Raw genomic sequence first — 19,396 nt, 5'->3', positions numbered from 1 at the left:
CACGGCGCGGACACTCCACAATACCAACGAGGGCTCTCTAGATTTATCAATAACATAGCGAGGTTGGGCAGTATGAAACGCACTTGTACCAGTTCAGGTACCCGGCATGCCTGACTGACATTGCCCAGTTGCCACGCCAGTTCGAGCATGCCGACCTTGGCGCGGATGACTTTCTGTTCCTGAGTCATGGTGGACTCCATGCGGTTCGCCGCGCGCGTCGCCGCTTCGGACTACGTCCTCCGCGCCCACGCGCAACAGCACCAGAAACCGACCACTGTCAGATTTAGTCTAGGCTATTGCAGTTTAGGACTACGGTGAAGATGGCGCGTCCGCGAAAAGATCTGCAAAGTGCTTCTCAACGTCGATTATTTGAATATCGTGAGTTGACAGCCAATCCTGATTGAAAATAGTGTCCAAGTACTTCGTGCCACTGTCGCACGCTAGTGTTACGATGCGCGATCCTATCGGTGCTTCGCGAGCCACGCTAAGCGCCTCGTAGATCGCCCCCCCGGTCGATCCGCCGACCAGTAAGCCATGCCGCTGGGCCAAATGATGGCAAATCGAGAAGGCCATGTCGTCTCTCACTTTTCGACCCGAATCTATTACGTTGTAGTCAATCACCACGCCCACTTCCGCGCCTTCAGGCGTGCCAGTGCCCGATTGGTGGTATTGCGCACCCTGACCGCCAAAAATGACACTTCCAGCTGGTTCAACACCAATTACTTGGATGCTAGGAATATGCCGCCTCAGGTGACGCGCAGTACCGCAAAGCGACCCACCGGTACCGATAGCGCACACAAGATGCGAAATTGTTGGGCCGAGATCGTCGAGCAATTCAGCGGCTAGCCCGACGTAACCGGCAGAGTTAGCCGGATTGTTGTGTTGTTCAGTCCAGTAGGCGTCCTCTTCCGCCGACATTCGCATAGCTTCTCGGTCACGTACGTCCGTGGCTAGGGCACCATCGCCACTGCCAACCGTCCGGACGTTGCTGCCCAATGCACGCACGGTAAGGATCTTATCGGGGCTAGCATGGGAGTCCATCAATGCGGTGAAGTTGATTCCGCGTACCGCTGAGATCATGGCCAACGCACTCGCCGTATTTCCTGATGAGGATTCCACAATGTCAACAACGGCCTCATTTGGGCGGCTGTTGATCATGCTTAGCGCCATGCGGTCCTTCATAGAGCCAGTTGGGTTAAACATTTCCAGTTTGAGATAGAGATCGATCTCACCGCCGCGTAAAGAGATGAACAGCAGCGGCGTGTTTCCGATAGTATCAAGGATGCTATTAACGATCATCTGTTTATCCTCCCTTTGAGGAAGTTTTTGTCGACTACTAAATGCCATCCGACCGGATGCCGGAAGCGGACTCTTTTGAAAACGGAGTGGGTAACGGGGCTCAACGGGCATGCTCGTTAAAGCGCGATAAGTCGAGTTTCCCGGCGATGAGGAACAGGACAGTACGCATGGTTTCGAAGCGAGCGTACCCGCGTGCTTTGCGTTTGGCGGCCTGAAACAGGCCGTTGATGGCTTCGATGAAGCCGTTGGTCTGGCGCGTCTGAGTCCAGGCAACAATGCCCTCGAAGTGTCGGCGAATCAGTCGCGCGACGTCCTTCATCGGTTCGACCTTCGAGCGCATGACATTCGTACACCACTGGTGCAACATCGCCGACACGACATTGATTTGCTTGCGCTCGAGAATGTCGCGCAGCTGCTCTCGGTACAGCCACGCCCGGGCCGTGCGCTTGGTGGTGTACTGACTGACGAGCGCCTCGAGGTCGGTCAGTTGGGCGAGATTCAGTTTGTTCGCGTCTTTGAGCAGCGTCCAGCGCAAGCCTTTGAGTTGCGGGTCGACCTTCTGTTGCTGCCTGCGCACCGTGTCGAGCGCCTTGGACGCGTGAGCAACGACGTGAAACTTGTCGAAGGTCACTCGCGCGTCGGGCAGATGTTCATTGACGCCTTTGATGAAAGCCGGCGACATGTCGATGCTGACTGAGCAGATTTGTTCGGACGTGCCACGGTGTTCGCCCAGATAGGCCGCAAAGCGTTCAATCGTGCTGGCATCCTTGCCGGTCGTGGCGAACACGACCCGCCGCGCCTGCATATCGGCTACCAGCGTCAGATACTCATGACCGCGCCGATACGAGGTTTCGTCAATCGCCACTGCCGTCACCTCAGACAGGTCAGCCGCCGCGAGTGCCAGCTCCACATACCGCGAACAGATGGTGTGTACTCGATGCCACGACAGGTTGACGGCACGCGCGACAGCGGCAAACGGCATCTGCTGGGCGAGCATCAGTACAAGTGCCTCGAACAGCAGCGTAAAGCCGCTGAGTTGACCGACCCAGTCAGGTTCGACCAACCGCACGGAGCCATCGGGCAAGCGCACACGCGGCACCCGCACTTCCAGGAAGCACTCGTGTTGAAAGAAATTCAGGTGACGCAGACGCTTGATTTGCGTGTCGTGGACAGCATGCTCACCGGCAACTCCAGCATAGGCAAACCGGGTGCCCGCGACGAAGTCCACGGCAATGGTGAGTTGATGCTGGGCGGCATCAAAGTCAACGCCTTGAACGTACCAGGGCGCGGTTATTCCAAGAGCGGATTCGAACAGTTGATTCGTCATGGTTGCTTTGTCTTGCGTGGCTGGTTGCCGCATTCTGCCGCAACCAGCCACGGCTCAGCTTATCAATTCTGGGCGCCTCAAGGATTCGCTTCGCCGGCCTTACGTCCGTCCTTCACCCGCCAAACCTACCCACTCAAAATTCAAAAGAGGCGGAAAGCGGTTATCCTTTTTTAGTACGAGAATCTGGTGAAACGAATTTTCATTCGAATCCATTGATAGTCGGCGGTGTCGTGAAGCTGACGAGATCGCTCGGGGCAACGCCACCCCAGATTGCCAGCCCGCGCCACGGAATGATGTCGGATTCCAGACAACTGCGTCCGGCAAGAAAGTGATGCGTCTTATGGCGGCACCGCTCGCTTCTTCGCCGCAGAACAGGCACGAAACCGCCACCAAACCAAGTTTCCGAACCATGCCATCAAGAACCTCTGCGAATCGACTGCCTCCAAGATTCCCGACGTCGGTCACATCGAAGGCACAGATCACACACGGGTCGAGAAGTGGTCGTCCTGGCTACAGTAGGACCGGGAGCAGGTGGTACTGCAGAAAGCTTTGATCTGACGACTCGGTATGCGCGGTTTGGGTCACTGCAGCTGGGTGTTTCGCTCCGTCCCGAGTTCATGAACAAGCACATCTGGCATCCCTTGCCGATGTCGATGCCACCGGGCGTCAGGCCGTTAATCCGCGGACATTCCAAACCGCGAGCTTGGTTCGCCTTCGGGACGGATTCAAACGAACGGGCAGTTCCAACCTTGCCGGTCAATACGGGAATGCGTTTAGCATCTCCGATGCGGTCGACGTGAATCGTCACTTTATGACATATGCGGAGACTGTTTTCATAATTGGACTTTGCAGGACCGGTCATTGACATACGCTCCGCGGAAGTCAAGTTCACAACGGCCGAAATTATCTCCCTCGGTCGATGAGGCGTCAGCCCCGGCGCCAGCCACTGCGGCTGCTCGCAGGAACGAATTGGACTTGCATGCCTTAGGCGCAAACTGGACGTGACTGTTCCTATAGCTTTCGTGCAATTCGTTCCGCTATTGGAGGTAGTTTTTGGTGGGTTGGTCTGGATATACGATACGCAACGGCGGTTGGAACCCGTCGACCCAAGCCTTGGTTCGGATTGGCCGTTCAGCAAATCGCGCATCCACTTGCTGAATAGGGGTTCCGGTCTGTCGACAAAGTATTCTTGGATCATGGGTGGTCCCTCATCTCAGGTCATCTAGCTCGATTGAGCAGCTTGGCAGTGGGATCTTTACCCTGTGTCGAGTGGTCTTGAAGCTCATCAGATTCCCGGAGAGGCCAGCCTGGATGATTTGGTCGACAGCAACGGGCGCAGGATCGGACCAGTAGGTCACGTCCAAATTTGGATCATCGTAGGAAAGCAGGATGCACGGAATATACGATAGGCTTAGTGCCTTGGCGCAAAAATGGCGATGATGGCCATCCATGACAACAAGATGGCGGTGTTCGACCAGAATGGGCTCGGTCCACCGCCCGCTTTCGGCGATCATTTTGGTTAGCGTGCTAGCACGGCCGGGATTAATGTTCTCGCTTGGTCGAAGTTGCGGCACAGGCACTTTGACTACGGTGTAACTAGAAATTAATTTTGCGGACGACAATGGCTTCACCTCGGTTAGTAATGTGTTCTCGGATAAACGGCTGCATGTATCGTGCCATATTAAGAAACCTTATAATCGGCATCGCTGTTGCAGCGTTGGGCCGGTACCGCTATGGAGTCGCATGGATGGCAGTATTCGACCGGTGCACTCCGTAAGCGGCTCGCGTCCGTTTGGGGCACGCGGCACATCCGCACATACATACGGTATATATCTGTGGCGCGAAACGGCATCGCCATCCAGGTTGATCGGAAGCCTTGTCGGGATGATTGTCGGACAACCGCCACGTCCTCCGTCTGCTTCGTCGCATTTGCGACGTTACGGAGCCCAGCTTGGGTTTCCTGCTAGCCGCTCGGTACATGGCGCGCCTCTTGCGACTCTCAACTTACTGAAGCGTGCCGTGGCGACCGGTCACCGACTCTCGTCCGTGCGAGATACGGCCGATTCACGCCTTGAAGCGTCGCGGCGCGCCCAAAGCGAGGGCGTACGTCGCCTCCACAGAATACGGAAACGGGCAAAGCCATTGGATTTCGCAGGAGTTGCTCCACGGGACTTTGAAGAGAAGATTGGTTTGATGCATTGTGGTGTGGTTTCTATGCTTTGCCACCGTCCTATGGAGTTCGAACGTTTCGCTTGCTCCGAGCTCTGTTACGCACGGCGGTCGAACTGTCCGATAGTACGTTACTTGGTCGCGATTCGACGGTAAGCATTCGGCTTAGCGAAAAATTACTTCCCAAGGCGCAACTGCACGACTTTTATAAAATTGGCATTCGGCACGGTGCGGCCGGATTACAGATTGCCCATTGTGGAGCGATTTTTGATTGATGCTTGATTTATAAGCGAGTGGAATCCAAAAAACTCCTTTCGGAAAAGCACGATCGGCTATATTTTGACTTTAATACTGAATGAGCGTACTCTGGGAAAGAAATGTCTAATGGAACTGTAGCGCACAATCAGGAGGATTTTGAAAATCCTCGAATCGTTGAGTTGAGCGACAACCTATCCGGCGCCAGTTTTTTCTTTATGAAACTTTTGCCGACACGGTTCATGCTGGAATGGGCCGCGGAGCAGGGACTGTTGAAGCCGTGCACCACCATCTGCGAGTCTCCTTCTGGTACTTTCGGTCTTGCGTTGGCGATGTTGGCTGAGAAATATGGTTACAAACTCATATTGATAAGCGACTGGACGATTGATCCACATCTTAAAAGGCGCCTTATCGAGCTTGGTGCGCATGTAGACATTGTCAATGAACCAGCGACCCGCGGGCGACTTCTGCAGGCCCGGTTAAACAGGCTGGCCCAGTATCTGAAGGAGCTCCCCGACGGATTTTGGCCGTCACAATACTCCGACTCGGTCAATTCACTCGCTTATAGGAAATTCGCGGACTTGCTAATCGACAGAGTGGGAAAGCTTGACTGTTTGGTAGTTGCCATTGAATCAGATTGGTCAATGTGCGGTACAGCTAGATTTCTAAGAGAACAATTCCATGAATTGCATGTCATTGGTATCGATACTCCAAATTCTGTTTTGTTTGGGCAGCCCGGTGGAGATCTAGAGGATGGCAGCGGGCTAGGCGGCGAAATTGTTCCTGGCAGCTTAGATCACCGTCAGTTTGATGAGGTTCATTGGCTGACGGCCGCAGAGGTGCTTGATGCAACTCGTCGATTACATCGTGAACACGCTCTGTTTATGGGCCCAACCAGTGGTGCAGCATATAAAGTGGCCGATTGGTGGGCACGTAAGAACCCTGGCAAGAAGGTCTTGGCGATTTTCCCCGACGAGGGGAGCCGCTATGTCGAAACCGTCTACGACAATGAAAAGAACAGGCTCTCATCCATAGGCGGCTGGTCCGAGCAAATTCGGCAAGAACCAACGGTTGTGGTGCCAACACAGAAATTGAGTGGCTGGTCGCGCTACGCTTGGGGGAGGCGAACCCTCGATGAGGTTCTTTCTGGCCTTATTGAAAAGTCGTCTCCGATCTGTAGCGAGTCCCGCCAACAGTCGACGTTCCTGCACGCAGGCAGACGTACTCCAGAGGGAGTGTCTCGAGAGGCTACTACTGCTGTCATCGAAGCAGGTGAAACGAGGCTGATAGCATTATCTCGCTTTGACGGGGGCACCGTCGCCCATCTCGCACTGGAGCATGAGCAAAGTCAGTTTGTGGATCCGTTGTACGTGGTCTTTTCGGAGCTAAAGACCAGCCGAAACCTCGAGTTCGAGCACCCGTTTTCAATTGCGGCCCGGAACGAAATAGTTGGTTTTTTTGTCCTCCGTGAAAAGGCCGCGTTGCCGGATTGGGCACCGTCAAATGTCGTGACGTTGCACAGCCTGCGTATCGGTCGATCATATCAAGGCAATGGATACGGTAAGGCAGCAACCAAACTGGCTGCTCGGTGGATCGCGTCGAACCGACCATCCATCGACCGACTCATGCTTGCCGTCAATGCGCGCAACGTGCTAGCCAGAAGCGCTTATCTTAGCTCTGGCTTCCAAGACACAGGCGGTACATACTGCGGCCCAATTGGTATTCAAAACATTCTCGAATATAAGGTTGGGTGAGAGAAATGCGCGCTATTTCGTCGAATTCGGCGCCCGACAGGTCGCCAGTAGCAGAAGAGACATGTTAAATGAACGAGTCTTTAGTAAATGTTGAAATTCTAATTGGTTTGCCGCGTGAAGTGCCACGTCACATGGATGCGACAGAGCGCCTCATTCTTCCTGCATGGTTGACTAGGTGTTCCGCGAATGGAGTGGCCGACCTTGACCGCACTCGCGGTCCGTATTGCGCATTCTGGGGGACAGCTGAATGCCTGGAACGACGATAGCTGGGGCATTGCACGAAAGGATTCGAAAAGAGATAAAGCGGCGAGTTGCGGAGCATCAATATGAGATGGGGGATCGTTTGCCGTCAGCTTCCGAACTTGCAAAAGAATTCGGCGTAAGTTTGATAACCATAGCACGCGCATTGTGCGATCTCCAGTCCGCCGGCGTCGTCGACGCGGTGCCCGGGCGTGGAACTTTTGTGCGAGAGAGTCGACGATTTGTTTTTGATATTGAGGACTTTTTATTTTCGAATTTCAAAGATGAGTCGCGATATACTCTTGAACGATCGGTTACAGCAGCCTCGGTGACACGAGGGAAAATCGCCATTCCGATTTTACGCGAGTTTGACACGCCAAACGAAACTATGCGCTGTGTGAGAAGTATGATAGCGGTCGACGGAATGCCGACCATTCATGACGTTCTTTACGTGCCACTTTGTTTTGGCGATAAAATAGTTGACGAACTTGAGGGAAAGTCGGTTGGCGAGGTGCTGCGTGGACAAGGAGTACAGTTCGACGAGGTGAAATTGCTTGTAGGCGCATGCCCTGCGTCGGATGAGGCGAAGGTTACATTCGGAATCTCTGACGGATTCCCGACGCTCCGACGCGCATATCAGCTAATGACAGACAACCCATCGCTCTCGTTCTTTGGAGTCTCGGAATCCCCGTTTGATCGTCTGGCATTTGGTGTCTCCAACAAAACTGATCGAGGAATCTCGAGCAGATGATGGCGCAAGCGAATGAGAGCAATTCCACGTGGGTATCGAGACTTCGCTCGAACCGGATTGCAGCTTGCCGAAACCGGCCTGCCTGCAACGAGTGTAGTCGTAGCCCTTGTCGGCATGGACCTTATCAGGGACGTTGTCTCGACCGAACGCGTTTGACTGGGACTGCACTCTGGCTGCATGACCGGAAATTTTCAAGCTAGTTGTCGCCTCAACGAGTAAATTTTCAGGCGGCCTTTCTCTCCTGGTTAGGGCGTTGCGGGGCGACACCCTGGTTGTCAATGCTATCCGGGTTCAGACGCACGGCATCTACACGCTGCCAGTTGCGCGTGCGTCCCTTCCATCGAAGCGGGTTGCGCTGCCGGGCGCTCTCGTAGAGCGCTACGCGTCGATCAAGAATGTCCTGGTCGAGGTTGGCATGACGCTGCGCCGGCGTCACAAACCGGATCGCACTGTGACGATGTTCGTGGTTGTACCAACGCACAAGTGCGCCCACCCAGGCGCGTGCTGCAAACAAGGTGTCGAACGCCTTGAGCGGGTAAGCGGGCCGGTCTTCCAGGGTCTTGAACAGCGACTCGGAATAAGGGATATGAGCCAAATCACATATTCCGTATAGTACTAAACCGCTGACGCGGTAGGGGGAGGTGGGCACAGGTCTATGGCTGGCGTTTCATGAAGAGGGTTGTCTGACGCTGAACCCCAGCGAGGTGGTGAGCGGTGTCGCCAGGAGCAGTATGTGAACGCCCGGTTGGGCATTCCACCCACTGCTTCCAGGAGGCTCGCCATGACACCACTGCGCCAACGCATGCTGCATGACATGCAGATCCGCAACCTTGCGGATAATACCCAGAAGTCCTATCTGATTCAGGTACGCAGTTTCGCCCGGCACTTCCGCCGCTCGCCCGAACTGCTGGGTCCCGACGAGATCCGGGCCTGGCTCGTCTACCTCCTCGAAGAGCGCAAGCTGGCACCCGCCAGTCTCGGCGCAACGATCGGTGCACTGCGTTTTCTTTACCGCGTGACGCTCAAACGCGACTGGAGTGACGAGGACTTTCCCTTGCCGAGGACGCCGTTCCGACTGCCAGTCGTCCTCAGCCTGGAGGAGATCACCACCTTCTTCGAGTCGATCGCCAGTCTCAAGCACCGCACCATCCTGATGACCGCGTACGCCGCCGGACTGCGGGTGTCGGAAGTCGTGCATCTGAAGGTCACCGATATCGACAGCAAGCGCATGGTTATTCGTGTGAACCAGGGGAAGAACCATAAGGATGGCATGTAATGCTCTCGCCGAGGCTACTCGAGATCCTGAGGCTGTACTGGCAGGACGCCCATCCGAAGGAATGGCTCTTTCCAGGCAGCATTCCGGGGCGGGCCATTACCCGCCATGCCGTGGGCGACGCATGCGGGCTTGCACGCAAGCGCAGCGGCATCACCAAACCCGTGACACCCCATTCTTTGCGACACGCGTTCGCCACGCATCTGCTGGAAGCCGGTACTGACGTGCGCCGGATCCAGCTGCTGATGGGCCATAGGTCCCTTTCGACAACGTCCCGGTACCTGAAGTTGGCCACCAGCACTGTGTGCGCCACCACCAGTCCCTTCGATCTGCTGCCGCACCCTGCACCCATTCCATCCCCGCCACCTGCGCCCGAGTACTTCTGAGCGCAGTCATGCGGCCGGCGCTCGAAGTGGCGGACATTTTCCGCCAGTGTGGGCCCAGTTTTCGGCTATCCCATGCCGAGGGGCTCAGTCGTGTACAGCGACGCGTGATGAGTGCCATCGAGCTGTGTCGTACCGCAGCGCTTGGCGCCCATCTCGAGCAGTGCGATGCATGCGGCCATCAGCGCATCAGTTACGACTCGTGTCGTAACCGGCACTGCCCGAAGTGCCAGTCACTCGCCCGCGCGCAATGGCTCGAACGCCGGCATGGGGAGCTCCTCCCCTCGACCGAGTATTTCCATGTCGTCTTCACGCTTCCCGAATCCATCGCCGCTCTCGCGTTCCAGAACAAGAGGACGCTCTACGATCTGCTGTTTCGCGCCAGCGCCGAAACGTTGCGCACGATCGCCGCCGATCCGAAGCACCTGGGCGCCGAGATCGGCTTCCTCACGATCCTGCATACGTGGGGACAGAATCTGCAGCATCACCCTCATGTGCATTGTGTTGTGCCGGGCGGCGGCATCTCCCCGGACGGCGAGCGCTGGATCGCCTGCAGTCCCGGCTTCTTCCTGTCCGTGCGGGTCCTGTCACGGCTCTTTCGCCGCCTGTTTCTCGAACAGCTGCGCCGCGCTTATGACGCCGGTGGGCTGCGCCTGCACGGTCAGTTCGAATCCCTGAGCGATCCCGTCGAATTCGCAACCTGGCTTGCACCCGCGGCACGGGCGGAGTGGGTGGTCTACGCCAAGCCACCCTTTGGCGGTGCCGAACACGTGCTCGATTACCTGGGCCGCTACACCCACCGCGTCGCCATCTCCAACAACCGGCTGCTCGCCTTCGACGGGCACACCGTGCAGTTCCGCTGGAAGGACTACCGGCACGAGTCCAGACAAAGGACCATGACGCTCACGGCCGACGAGTTCATCCGTCGTTTCCTGCTGCATGTGCTGCCTGACGGCTTCAAGCGCATTCGCAGCTACGGGTGGCTCGCCAACTGCCACCGTGCCGACAAGCTCGCCACCTGCAGGCAGATGCTCGGTATCGAGGCTCCCGCCGCTGCCGCAGCCGAGCCCCGGGAAGACTACCGTGACCGCTACCAGCGACTCACCGGAAAGTCACTGCGCGACTGTCCCGTATGTGGCAAGGGACACATGCTCCGCATCGAAGACATACCCGGCAGCCTTCCACGAGCCCCGCCAGGTCCCACCCATGCGCGCTAGTTGCCACCGCACCTGTTTCCGTACACGTTCGCCTTTCCTGACGAGGCCAACGCGGCTGCACTCGTGCCTTCGATCTGCTCGCGCACCAGCGTACTCCAAAATGGCGGGTGATTTGCCAATTCACCCGCACATTCCCGCTTCCTTTACACGTGATGCTTCCCACTCTCTCCGGAAGTCCGTGTGTGGTCGCCCCTGCAAGACATCACAAATTACTGCGGCGGTCATTCAATGCCCATAGCGGCCACCGCCTGTGGAGCGGTTTAGCACAAACATTTTTTTGATTACCGGTCGCGGATCAGGTCCGACGACATGGCGATGCGCTGGTTGCCGCGACCGCCAACCAAAAAAATCTCTGCTCAATGTCTTCAACGACATTGGCGACACGCCACGGCCATGCATATGCTTCAGTCTGGTGTAGACGTCACGTTGATTGCCTTGTGGCTTGGCCATGAAAGTACCGCCACCACCCATATGTACATCGAAGCCGATCTCGCCATGAAACAGCGGGCACTGAACTCCATTCAAGCACCGCAATTCAAACAGCACCGGTTTTGTCCGCCGAAAGACATTCTCGACTTTCTTGACGGACTGTAATTATGCTTGCTTGGTGGGTCGCCCTCATTAACCGTACAGCATGAACGTATTGCGTTGCTGAAGCTCCTCAAGAGAGACGTCCGGCCCCAGGGCGGTCGGACGCACGACTGACGGCAAGGCGCAGAAAGTAGGACTCTGCATAATTCGGTTACGTGGATAAGAGCGGGACATCAGGCCGTTTGCCACCGCGAGAAAATCGTGGCTCTTCAGCGATACGGTCGACGGCGCGAAAGCGAGCGCGATGATCTACAGCTTGATGCTCACGTGTCGAGCCTGTGGCGTCGAGCCGCATGCCTATCTGCTGCACGTGCTGACCGAACTGCCGCAGCGAGCCTGTCAGATTTTTAGTGTGTCGAGGTCATGAGACGATAACGGAAATAACGTCCAATGACCGAAACAACAGTGACCAAGAAGAGCAAGAACCCGAAGGCGCCGAAGCTGTTCCCCGATGAGCTGATCGATCAACTGCTGGCGCAGGTGCAGAACAGGAACGCCGAGTCGGTTCTCGGGGAATCGGGCCTGGCCGGGCAACTGAAGAAGCAACTGGCTGAGCGCATGTTGGCCGCGGAGCTGACGCATCACCTGGAGAGCGAGGCGGAGCAAGGCAGCGCCGGCAACCACCGCAACGGTACGAGCCGCAAGACAGTGCTCACACCCAACGGCGAACTGACGCTGGATATCCCGCGAGACCGGCAGGCGACGTTCGAGCCGCAACTGGTCGGCAAGTACCAGCGCCGGCTGGCGGGATTCGACGACCACGTCATCAGCATGTACGCGCGCGGCATGAGCGTACGCGAGATCCAGGCTCACCTGCTGGAGCTGTACGGCCTGGAAGTGTCGCCCGATCTGATTTCCACGGTCACCGACGAGGTGCTGGCTGAGGTCGAGCAGTGGCAACAACGCCCGCTCGAGGCGATGTATCCGATTGTGTATTTCGACGCACTTCGACTGAAGATCCGCGACGAGGGCACGGTCAGGAACAAGGCGGTGTACCTGGCGCTGGGCATTCGGGCTGACGGCCGCAAGGAAGTGCTGGGCTTGTGGATCGAACAAACCGAAGGCGCCAAGTTCTGGCTGAAGGTTTTCAACGAGTTGAAGAATCGCGGTTTGCACGACATCCTGATTGCGGTGGTCGACGGCCTGCGTGGGTTCCCGGAGGCCATCGAGGCGGTGTTTCCGGCCGCGCAGATCCAGACCTGCATCGTGCATCTGATCCGTAATTCGCTGAATCTGGCGAGCTGGAAGGACCGTAAGCCGCTGGCTACCGCGCTCAGGCCGATCTATCAGGCCGCCTCGGCTGAAGCGGCGGCCGCGGCGCTCGAGGCCTTTGCGCAAAGCGAATGGGGTCGCAAATTCCCTACCGTCCCGGCCATGTGGCAACGCCAATGGGAGCAGGTGATTCCCTTCTTTGCCTATCCTCACGAGGTGCGTCGAATCGTTTATACGACCAACGCCATCGAGAGCATGCACATGCAGTTGCGCAAGATCGTCAAGAATCGTGGCCACTTCCCGAGCGACGAAGCCGCCAGCAAACTGCTGTATCTGGCCTTGCGCAACATTGAAAAGGATTGGAAGATGCCGCCTATCACCTGGCGGCAAGCTGTCAATCAGTTCGCCATTCTGTTCGGTGAGCGATTCACCGCCGCCATCAGCTGAGATTTTTAACCGGCCTCAGCACACGAAATTTCTGACACCTCCGCCGCAGCGTGCTCCGGACGCCGATATTAGCGACCTACTACCGTTCAACTTCGCCAAGCAGCAGCCCGTTACCGGGTAACGCACGTCGCTACCGCGCTTGGCCGAAGTATTGGCCCCACTGTTCCGAGTCGGGATCGAGTCGGCGCACGATCGCGTCGTCTGCCCGCGTGATCAGTCGTTCCAGCATCTGACGCTTCGTTACCGAGTAACGGCAAGCCAACCGTGTCAAAGCAAGATAGGCTTCTGTACTCACCCACATATCCAGACGTCGATCACCGTTGCCGTCCTTGCCTGCCGTCTCGCGCCTTGCCCGATAAGCCGCTTGCCGCTGCGCCGTCGTTTGCGTCATCTCCCACCTCCTCACTGTCGTTACCCGGTAACTATCGATGTGAAACATGTTACCCGGTAACGCGAGACCTAACGATGTGTGGCAGATTTGGCGCTTACAGAACGGCCTGCTCAAGCAGCTGACCAAGATGCTGGTGGAGCGTGCGTTAGAGACGGAGATGTCCGAACACCTGGGCCATGGCAAGAGCGAAGCGGTGACCAATGCCACGGGCAACACCCGTAATGGTCATAGCGCCAAGACGCTGCAGGGGGGGGGGTGGCGAGTTGCCGCTCAACATCCCGCGCGACCGTCAGGGGGCGTTCGAGCCGAAGCTGGTGGAGCGCCATCAGAGGCGCTGGACGGGCTTCGACGACATCCTCCGCGGCGCGCCGGTAGCGGACTATACGAGCCCGCCAACAATTCGTCGCGTATCGTCGTCAATTCATGCTGGAGATTCTCCTCCATCATGCGCTTGCTGACACCGTCCACGCCTGGCGTGCGAGCCCCGCTGGAAGCCAGCGTAATGCGAGCCGCTTCGCTCAGCCACCCTGTCGGCAATCAGTCTCAGAAGTCGATCGAACTTGCGTTCTTTGTCCTCCGTCGACCATGTCGGCAGTTTGCTTTGCCTTTCACTGATTATCAAAGGTCTTCACCTCACTATGGTCAGCTAATCAACCCAGCAAACCACTTCAACTGCCTCCCTTCGCCATGTAGCCGGCTTTCCCGGCCTCGGACTAGTACGGAGGCTCCGCCAGCCTGCATATCATCGGGGGCACACTCCCTTGACATTTATGCAAGCCTTCCCCAGTTCACATGCTGGACTCAGCGCACGGGCGAGGTTGCCTATCGCAGTCTTTATCCTTGCTTGCCGCAAGTCGTCGCAGACACCACGGTCTAGCTGCGCGCGCTCCGTGATTCCAACTGGCCGGCATACATCTCCAGCCAGCGTTCGCGGCACCAGTCCATACGTATGACCGGTGCCGATCCGCGTCCTGCCTCTTAAGCGGTGTAGGCAGGGGTGACGATTCAACCCTCAGATGCGTTTCAATAGGTTCGTGTCCCTCAACCGTCCCATGCTCAGCCTAGAAGCTCATCTTGGCGTAACCGCTTCGCCGCAAGCTCCGTTTCCCACGGACTTCGTCACCTTGCCAGTGTCCAGCAAGTCACCGCCGCTTCGGCTCACTTTCTCTCGCAGCAGAGAAAGGGCATGCCCCGGTACCGCAACTTCAAATCTACCGGGTCCTGCATTCCAAACATGCTCAAGCAACTTCACCCCCATGTGGGCGGGCTACGTTGGCTGGGCGTACTGTACCCCCGGCGTCACAATAGATGTCGCCTCTGAATTTTTTAATATGAAAAACTCAGAGGTGCAGATTGAAGGCCAAACAGACGTATTCTGTTGAATTCAGGGAGCAGGCACTCGCGAAGGTCCTGCAACGCGGCAACCGGTCCGTAGGAACGGTTGCCGCGGAACTGAACATGAACGTATTAACCTTGAGGAAGTGGATCCGGGTGTCTAACGCCGCAAGCCGCAACACGGGGGCAGTCGATGCACGGCGCCCGGAAGACTGGTCTTTGGAAGAGCGCCTGCTGGCCTTGCAACAGAGCCATGGACTGAACGACGAAGCACTGAACGCGTGGTGTCGCGAACGGGGCCTGTTTGTCCATCATCTGTTCCAGTGGCGCGCGCAGTTCTGCTCTGCCGGCGCCGCCGGCAGCCCACGCGCAAACGCCTCAGAGGTGCGTGAGCTGAAACAGGCCAATGTGCAATTGCAGCGCGAACTGAAGCGCAAGGACCGCGCACTGGCGGAGGCAGCCGCGTTGCTCGTGCTCTCAAAAAAGTATCAGGCGCTGTTCGGGGGCGAGGACGAATGACTTCCCCTGAAGAGCGCGCGACATTGAACGAACTGATCAGCGAGGCGACCACAGCCGGGGCTCGCCAGGCACGTGCGTGTGCCATGCTGGGGCTGAGCGCGCGCACCGCGCAGCGCTGGCAAGGCGGCGGTCCTGACGCGGTCGATGGCCGCACCTTGCGCCGCCATGAGCCCGCCCACAAGCTGTCTGCAGAGGAACGCGCCGAACTGCTGGCGGTGGCCAACTCAGCCGAATTCGCTCATCTGCCACCTAGCCAGATCGTGCCTCGCCTGGCCGACCAACAGCGCTACATCGCCTCAGAATCGACGTTCTACCGGGTGCTGCGTGAAGAGAATCAGCTTGCTCATCGGCGCAGTGAACGACCAGCCCGCGCCCGCAGCAAGCCTCGCGCAGTATGTGCCGACGCGCCCAATCAGCTGTTTAGCTGGGACATCACCTACTTGCCGACGACGGTTCGTGGGCAGTATTTCTATCTCTATCTGTTCATGGACGTATTCAGTCGGATGATCGTCGGCTGGCAGGTCTATGCCGAGGAAAGCAGCGTGCTGGCCAGCGAAGTCCTCAGGGACCTTTGCGCACGCGAAGCGATACAGCCCGACCAGGTGATTCTGCATTCGGATAACGGCGGTCCGATGAAAGGTGCGACGATGCTCGCCACCCTGCAGGCTCTGGGTGTCATGCCGTCATTGAGTCGACCGGGCGTGAGCAACGACAACCCGTTTTCGGAATCGCTGTTCAAAACACTGAAGTACCGGCCTGCTTATCCGCTCAAGGCCGTTCGACACCCTATTTGCCGCGCGCACCTGGGTCACCGGGCTGGTGCGCTGGTACAACCACGAGCATCGTCACAGCGCGATCCGCTTCGTCACGCCGGCACAGCGGCACGCCAACCTCGATCAGCAGATTCTGGATCGCCGCGCGACGCTTTATGAGGCGGCAAGGCAGCGCAACCCTCTACGATGGAAAGGCCCCACGCGAAACTGGACGCGCGTACACACGGTCTATCTGAATCCCGATCAGACCGACAAGTCTGAACTCATTCGACGCCCCCACCAACAGGAGCAAAAAGCCGCCTGAATCCATTCGTTGAGGCGACATCTAGCTTGAAAATTTCCGCTGTATGTTTCTTCTATTCGCCAACGCTGCTGGAGCGATCGCCAAACTGCATGGCAGCATGACGTCATAAAGTACATTGAGAAATAATTCGTTGTAGGTGCCTTCGAACTGACTTACCGCCACCGACCGCAACCAGTGACATAACTAGTGCGCTCGGTAGCAGACCAAGAAAAACGCCGCACCAGACCCCCGGTCCTGAGACCAGGTCCACGCCACCTAGCCGAAGCCGATGCGTCGAGAACCCGTCTCCCAGAATCGCAACACCTATCCACAGGCTAATTATCTGCATAAACATGGGAAACGCATTAATACCAAGCGCACGCAAAGCCGCGGCGGCACCAGTTTGAACGCAGTCGACGAAAATCACTAATGACAGGAAGATCAGAATTTTATTTGAGGCCGCCAAAACTTTCTCGTCGGCCGTATTAAATCGGAGGACAGCGGCTCCAAAAAGCATATATAAAATGCCAAGTGAAAATCCGACTGCGATCGTGATGAAGATCGCTGTTCTTGCTTTGTGGAGCGCTCCAATTGGTCCTTCGAGCCCGAATGCGTGACTGACCTTGACAGAAACTAAAACTGCGAGGGAAAAGATCACCGTATAGCCGACGTTATAGAGATTGGAGACGATTTGATGCGCACCCAGCTGGTCGGCACTGAACTTGCCTATCAATATGGCCATGTATCCGAACGCTGTAACTTCGGAAAGCGTCGAAAATGCAACGGGGAGGCCAGTTCTCAGGAGAGCCATCAACTTAGATGGTTCTCGAGACAAAACAAAATCAAATCGGAATAGGGAAAACCGTCTATCGAATAGAAAAAGAAGTGTAGCGGCTATGCACATAATATAGAAGGCAATGGTGGTCGATAGTGCACAGCCAGTTAGGCCAAGGTGGAAGTGAGGGCTGTCGACCAAGGCCAGAGATAGGGCCACTTTTGCTATCAAACCGACACCCTGCAGTAGCGAAATATATATTGTGGCCCGGACCGAGTTCGCGATGCAGGCGATAACGCGAAAGAGAGCAGACGGCAAAGCACTAAACGTGAGAGTGTCAAGATAATCTTGAGTTGCGGCTACTAGATAAGACGATTGATTTGACCAATGATGGATTGTCGAAAAGTACTTCAAAACAAAAAAGACGAATATAGCAACAAAAAATCCCGACGCAAAGCCATAGTAAGCGATGTGTTTTAGTGTTGCTGCGGACTTCTCCGCTATAACCCTCGTGGCGTTTATGGTGATCGAAGAAAAAAACGCGGTCATGGTTACAATAAGCGGACCGTAAATCGCGTTCCCCAGTGCCAGGCCACCGAGTAGATCTGGCCTGCTGTTGCCGACAATAAGGGCGTCGGCAACAGAGTAGGCAACTACAAGCAGTTGCCCAACCCAGATTGAAAAGAAGAAGGAGAGATCGCGCTTCAAATTGAATGAAAATGATTCACGTTCGGACACTTGAAATCTCCGGCGCCAAGAAACCCTGTACCGTGAACGCACATGCAAGGCGCTGTTCTGCGATCGGTTTCCGGCGGTTGTACTGCTTTCTGAGCGACAACTCGTTCGTGCTGGATCAAACGTTTCCGACTGAGCGCCCATCCTTCTTCACAAAATTTCGAACGACAGGTCGCAGAGAAGTGCCCGGCTAAATGCAAACGAATTCCAATGTGCAGCTCTGACACCGGCTGCCAGCAGAGACAGGCAACAACCGGGCCAACTGCGAAAAAATTCAACAAAGTTTTCCGCTTGCATACAAATTGTTGGCTAGAGCACGGTGGCGCACCCGGCTAGGCACCATTGTGTCGCGAGCTCGACAAAGCCCATATCTGCGGCAAGGCTGTCCAGTTCGCGACATATCGGTAGGTGGTCTGAACGTGCCGCCTTATCTACAGCCCGTATCTGCGCTACGTGCTCTCAACGTTGAGGACCTCAGGATCAGGTCCGTTCTCAATATCCAAGCTCAAGGCGCTGTCCGGTCTCCGTCGCCGGTGGAATTCGGCAGGAAGCCGTCCGACTTATCCATGGCTCCATTCAGCGAGAGTTGGCGCCTCCACCAAATCCGCGGCGGTTCACAGCTGCCGTCGGATAGCTCGGCGGTGCCTCCGTAGCACATGCGACAAGTGCGCATGGTTTGTCGCAAAGGCCACCACTCGCAATCAAGAAAGGTCTCCACATGACTGACCTGGCTGGAGTTTGGTCATCCTTATGCTCATGGCACAGAAGCGGCACAAGGATGGACCGCGCAGCAATTCGCGATACTAATTGAGTGGCAGTTTCAAGGTGAAGGGCAACACAGAGCTATCGGATAAAGCGCCTCGAGCGCACGGCCTGCCAGACCTTCACCTCGTCACTGACGGCGTCGGTGACCGCCGAGATCAGCGTCGGCGAGACCTCCGTGCCATACATTTCTTCCAGATGCCCCTGGATCTCGCGCACGCTCAGGCCACGCGCATACAGCGAAACGATCTTGTCGTCGAAGCCCGTCCAGCGCGTCTGATGGCGCTCCACCAGCTTCGGCTCGAACGCCCCCTGACGGTCGCGCGGGATATTGAGCGGCAACGCGCCAAACTCCCCCTGCAGCGTCTTGGCGCTATGACCATTACGGGTGTTGCCCGTGGCATTGGTCACCGTTTCGCTCTTGCCATGGCCCAGGTGCTCGGACATCTCCGTCTCTAACGCACGCTCCACCAGCATCTTGGTCAGCTGCTTGAGCAGGCCATTCTCGCCTACAGGTCTTGCGGCTTCTGGTAATTCGCCAGCAGGCTGTCTGCCAGCTTGACGAGTTCCGAATCAACTGTTGAAGGATGTCAGCCCGGAACATATCGTCCAGCAAGTTGCGCAGCGTCGCTGGTACGAGCGGCTTATCTCGCACATGAATGAGAACCGGGCTTGGGGGCGGTACCGCAGCCTGCATCGATCTATGCTGGATGCGGTGGAGGACGATTTCAACACTGTGTTCGGTAACGCATTCTTGGCGGCCTATGACGCGGAAGTCGAGCTGTATCGGCAACGACGCAAAGAGTCAGCCCAATGCTGAAGTTGACCACCGCACAATGCTCCCATGCTGGTGAGCGGGCCACAAATGAAGACGTCCTTGGGGTACGCATCCGCGAGCACGACGC

Annotated in this window: 13 protein-coding genes and 5 pseudogenes; 11 read left to right on the top strand and 7 right to left on the bottom strand. The window is 56.7% G+C overall.

The window, feature by feature from the left end:
• Nucleotides 1-309: 309 nt before the first annotated feature.
• The 3 genes from B0G73_RS33875 to B0G73_RS41955 all read right to left on the bottom strand — a co-directional run bounded on the left by B0G73_RS33875 (nt 310) and on the right by B0G73_RS41955 (nt 4,200).
• Nucleotides 310-1,299, bottom strand: a complete 990-nt coding sequence (locus B0G73_RS33875; RefSeq protein WP_106285472.1) for a PLP-dependent cysteine synthase family protein — start codon at nt 1,297-1,299, stop codon at nt 310-312.
• A gap of 100 nt (nt 1,300-1,399) precedes the next feature.
• Nucleotides 1,400-2,626, bottom strand: coding sequence for an ISL3 family transposase (locus tag B0G73_RS33870; protein WP_106285471.1), 1,227 nt, complete (start codon nt 2,624-2,626; stop codon nt 1,400-1,402).
• A 1,208-nt stretch (nt 2,627-3,834) separates the two neighbouring features.
• The gene (locus tag B0G73_RS41955; RefSeq protein WP_374956943.1) at nt 3,835-4,200 is read right to left on the bottom strand and encodes a ParB N-terminal domain-containing protein; all 366 of its coding nucleotides are present in this window, start codon (nt 4,198-4,200) and stop codon (nt 3,835-3,837) included.
• A gap of 972 nt (nt 4,201-5,172) precedes the next feature.
• Between B0G73_RS41955 and B0G73_RS33860 the strand changes: the two genes are divergently transcribed.
• Complete coding sequence (locus B0G73_RS33860; RefSeq protein ID WP_106285469.1) at nt 5,173-6,804, top strand: pyridoxal-phosphate dependent enzyme; 1,632 nt, start codon at nt 5,173-5,175, stop codon at nt 6,802-6,804.
• Between the two features lie 247 nt (nt 6,805-7,051).
• Nucleotides 7,052-7,795 carry a GntR family transcriptional regulator gene (locus tag B0G73_RS33855; RefSeq protein WP_106285468.1) on the top strand — a complete coding sequence of 248 codons (744 nt, stop codon included), beginning with the start codon at nt 7,052-7,054 and terminating at the stop codon, nt 7,793-7,795.
• Nucleotides 7,796-8,018: 223 nt separating this feature from the next.
• Here B0G73_RS33855 and B0G73_RS33845 read toward each other — a convergent pair.
• A pseudogene (locus B0G73_RS33845) lies at nt 8,019-8,378 on the bottom strand (integrase core domain-containing protein); the annotation flags it as partial.
• Nucleotides 8,379-8,576: 198 nt separating this feature from the next.
• On the opposite strand from B0G73_RS33845, the gene B0G73_RS41500 reads away from it, so the two are divergent.
• The 6 genes and pseudogenes from B0G73_RS41500 to B0G73_RS33820 all read left to right on the top strand — a co-directional run bounded on the left by B0G73_RS41500 (nt 8,577) and on the right by B0G73_RS33820 (nt 12,918).
• Entirely contained in the window at nt 8,577-9,071 is a 495-nt protein-coding gene (locus tag B0G73_RS41500; protein ID WP_258194093.1) for a site-specific integrase, read from the top strand.
• Nucleotides 9,071-9,454: a tyrosine-type recombinase/integrase gene (locus B0G73_RS41495; RefSeq protein ID WP_258194092.1), complete on the top strand. Its 384-nt coding sequence runs from the start codon at nt 9,071-9,073 to the stop codon at nt 9,452-9,454. The genes B0G73_RS41500 and B0G73_RS41495 overlap by 1 nt, the downstream gene beginning before the upstream one ends.
• Nucleotides 9,455-9,462: 8 nt before the next feature.
• The gene (locus B0G73_RS33835) at nt 9,463-10,668 is read left to right on the top strand and encodes an IS91 family transposase (RefSeq protein WP_106285466.1); all 1,206 of its coding nucleotides are present in this window, start codon (nt 9,463-9,465) and stop codon (nt 10,666-10,668) included.
• Between the two features lie 309 nt (nt 10,669-10,977).
• Nucleotides 10,978-11,262 (top strand): tyrosine-type recombinase/integrase, encoded by a 285-nt coding sequence (locus tag B0G73_RS33830; RefSeq protein ID WP_106285465.1) that lies wholly within the window; start codon nt 10,978-10,980, stop codon nt 11,260-11,262.
• A 160-nt stretch (nt 11,263-11,422) separates the two neighbouring features.
• Nucleotides 11,423-11,626 (top strand): annotated as a pseudogene (locus tag B0G73_RS33825) (transposase domain-containing protein); the annotation flags it as partial.
• Nucleotides 11,627-11,649: 23 nt separating this feature from the next.
• The gene (locus B0G73_RS33820; protein WP_106285464.1) at nt 11,650-12,918 is read left to right on the top strand and encodes an IS256 family transposase; all 1,269 of its coding nucleotides are present in this window, start codon (nt 11,650-11,652) and stop codon (nt 12,916-12,918) included.
• Nucleotides 12,919-13,048: 130 nt separating this feature from the next.
• Here the strand turns inward: B0G73_RS33820 and B0G73_RS33815 are convergent, their stop codons facing one another.
• Nucleotides 13,049-13,309, bottom strand: a complete 261-nt coding sequence (locus tag B0G73_RS33815; RefSeq protein ID WP_106285463.1) for a hypothetical protein — start codon at nt 13,307-13,309, stop codon at nt 13,049-13,051.
• 97 nt (nt 13,310-13,406) lie between these two features.
• On the opposite strand from B0G73_RS33815, the pseudogene B0G73_RS33810 reads away from it, so the two are divergent.
• A pseudogene (locus tag B0G73_RS33810) lies at nt 13,407-13,666 on the top strand (transposase); the annotation flags it as partial.
• Nucleotides 13,667-14,662: 996 nt separating this feature from the next.
• Nucleotides 14,663-16,240: pseudogene (locus tag B0G73_RS33800) on the top strand (IS3 family transposase).
• A gap of 103 nt (nt 16,241-16,343) precedes the next feature.
• On the opposite strand, the gene B0G73_RS33795 reads toward B0G73_RS33800, so the two are convergent.
• A complete protein-coding gene (locus B0G73_RS33795; RefSeq protein ID WP_258194091.1) occupies nt 16,344-17,732 on the bottom strand; it encodes an MATE family efflux transporter in 1,389 nt (462 codons plus the stop codon).
• Between the two features lie 841 nt (nt 17,733-18,573).
• Nucleotides 18,574-19,048 (bottom strand): annotated as a pseudogene (locus B0G73_RS33790) (transposase); the annotation flags it as partial.
• A 23-nt stretch (nt 19,049-19,071) separates the two neighbouring features.
• Here B0G73_RS33790 and B0G73_RS33785 point away from each other — a divergent pair.
• Nucleotides 19,072-19,311 (top strand): type VI secretion system-associated FHA domain protein, encoded by a 240-nt coding sequence (locus B0G73_RS33785; protein ID WP_106285461.1) that lies wholly within the window; start codon nt 19,072-19,074, stop codon nt 19,309-19,311.
• The last annotated feature ends 85 nt before the right edge of the window (nt 19,312-19,396 follow it).

Origin of the sequence: Paraburkholderia sp. BL25I1N1, from assembly GCF_003002025.1 — a bacterium.
GTDB lineage: Bacteria > Pseudomonadota > Gammaproteobacteria > Burkholderiales > Burkholderiaceae > Paraburkholderia.
This window is presented reverse-complemented; position numbering and strand designations above follow the sequence as displayed.

Excerpts from the sequence above, each read along its gene's own strand:
- B0G73_RS41500 (WP_258194093.1), top strand. The coding sequence starts at position 8,577 with ATGACACCACTGCGCCAACGCATGCTGCATGACATGCAGATCCGCAAC.
- B0G73_RS33855 (WP_106285468.1), top strand. The coding sequence starts at position 7,052 with ATGCCTGGAACGACGATAGCTGGGGCATTGCACGAAAGGATTCGAAAA.
- B0G73_RS33875 (WP_106285472.1), bottom strand. The coding sequence starts at position 1,299 with ATGATCGTTAATAGCATCCTTGATACTATCGGAAACACGCCGCTGCTG.
- B0G73_RS33860 (WP_106285469.1), top strand. The coding sequence starts at position 5,173 with ATGTCTAATGGAACTGTAGCGCACAATCAGGAGGATTTTGAAAATCCT.
- B0G73_RS33815 (WP_106285463.1), bottom strand. The coding sequence starts at position 13,309 with ATGACGCAAACGACGGCGCAGCGGCAAGCGGCTTATCGGGCAAGGCGC.
- B0G73_RS33820 (WP_106285464.1), top strand. The coding sequence starts at position 11,650 with ATGACCGAAACAACAGTGACCAAGAAGAGCAAGAACCCGAAGGCGCCG.
- B0G73_RS41495 (WP_258194092.1), top strand. The coding sequence starts at position 9,071 with ATGCTCTCGCCGAGGCTACTCGAGATCCTGAGGCTGTACTGGCAGGAC.
- B0G73_RS33870 (WP_106285471.1), bottom strand. The coding sequence starts at position 2,626 with ATGACGAATCAACTGTTCGAATCCGCTCTTGGAATAACCGCGCCCTGG.
- B0G73_RS33830 (WP_106285465.1), top strand. The coding sequence starts at position 10,978 with ATGGCGATGCGCTGGTTGCCGCGACCGCCAACCAAAAAAATCTCTGCT.
- B0G73_RS33835 (WP_106285466.1), top strand. The coding sequence starts at position 9,463 with ATGCGGCCGGCGCTCGAAGTGGCGGACATTTTCCGCCAGTGTGGGCCC.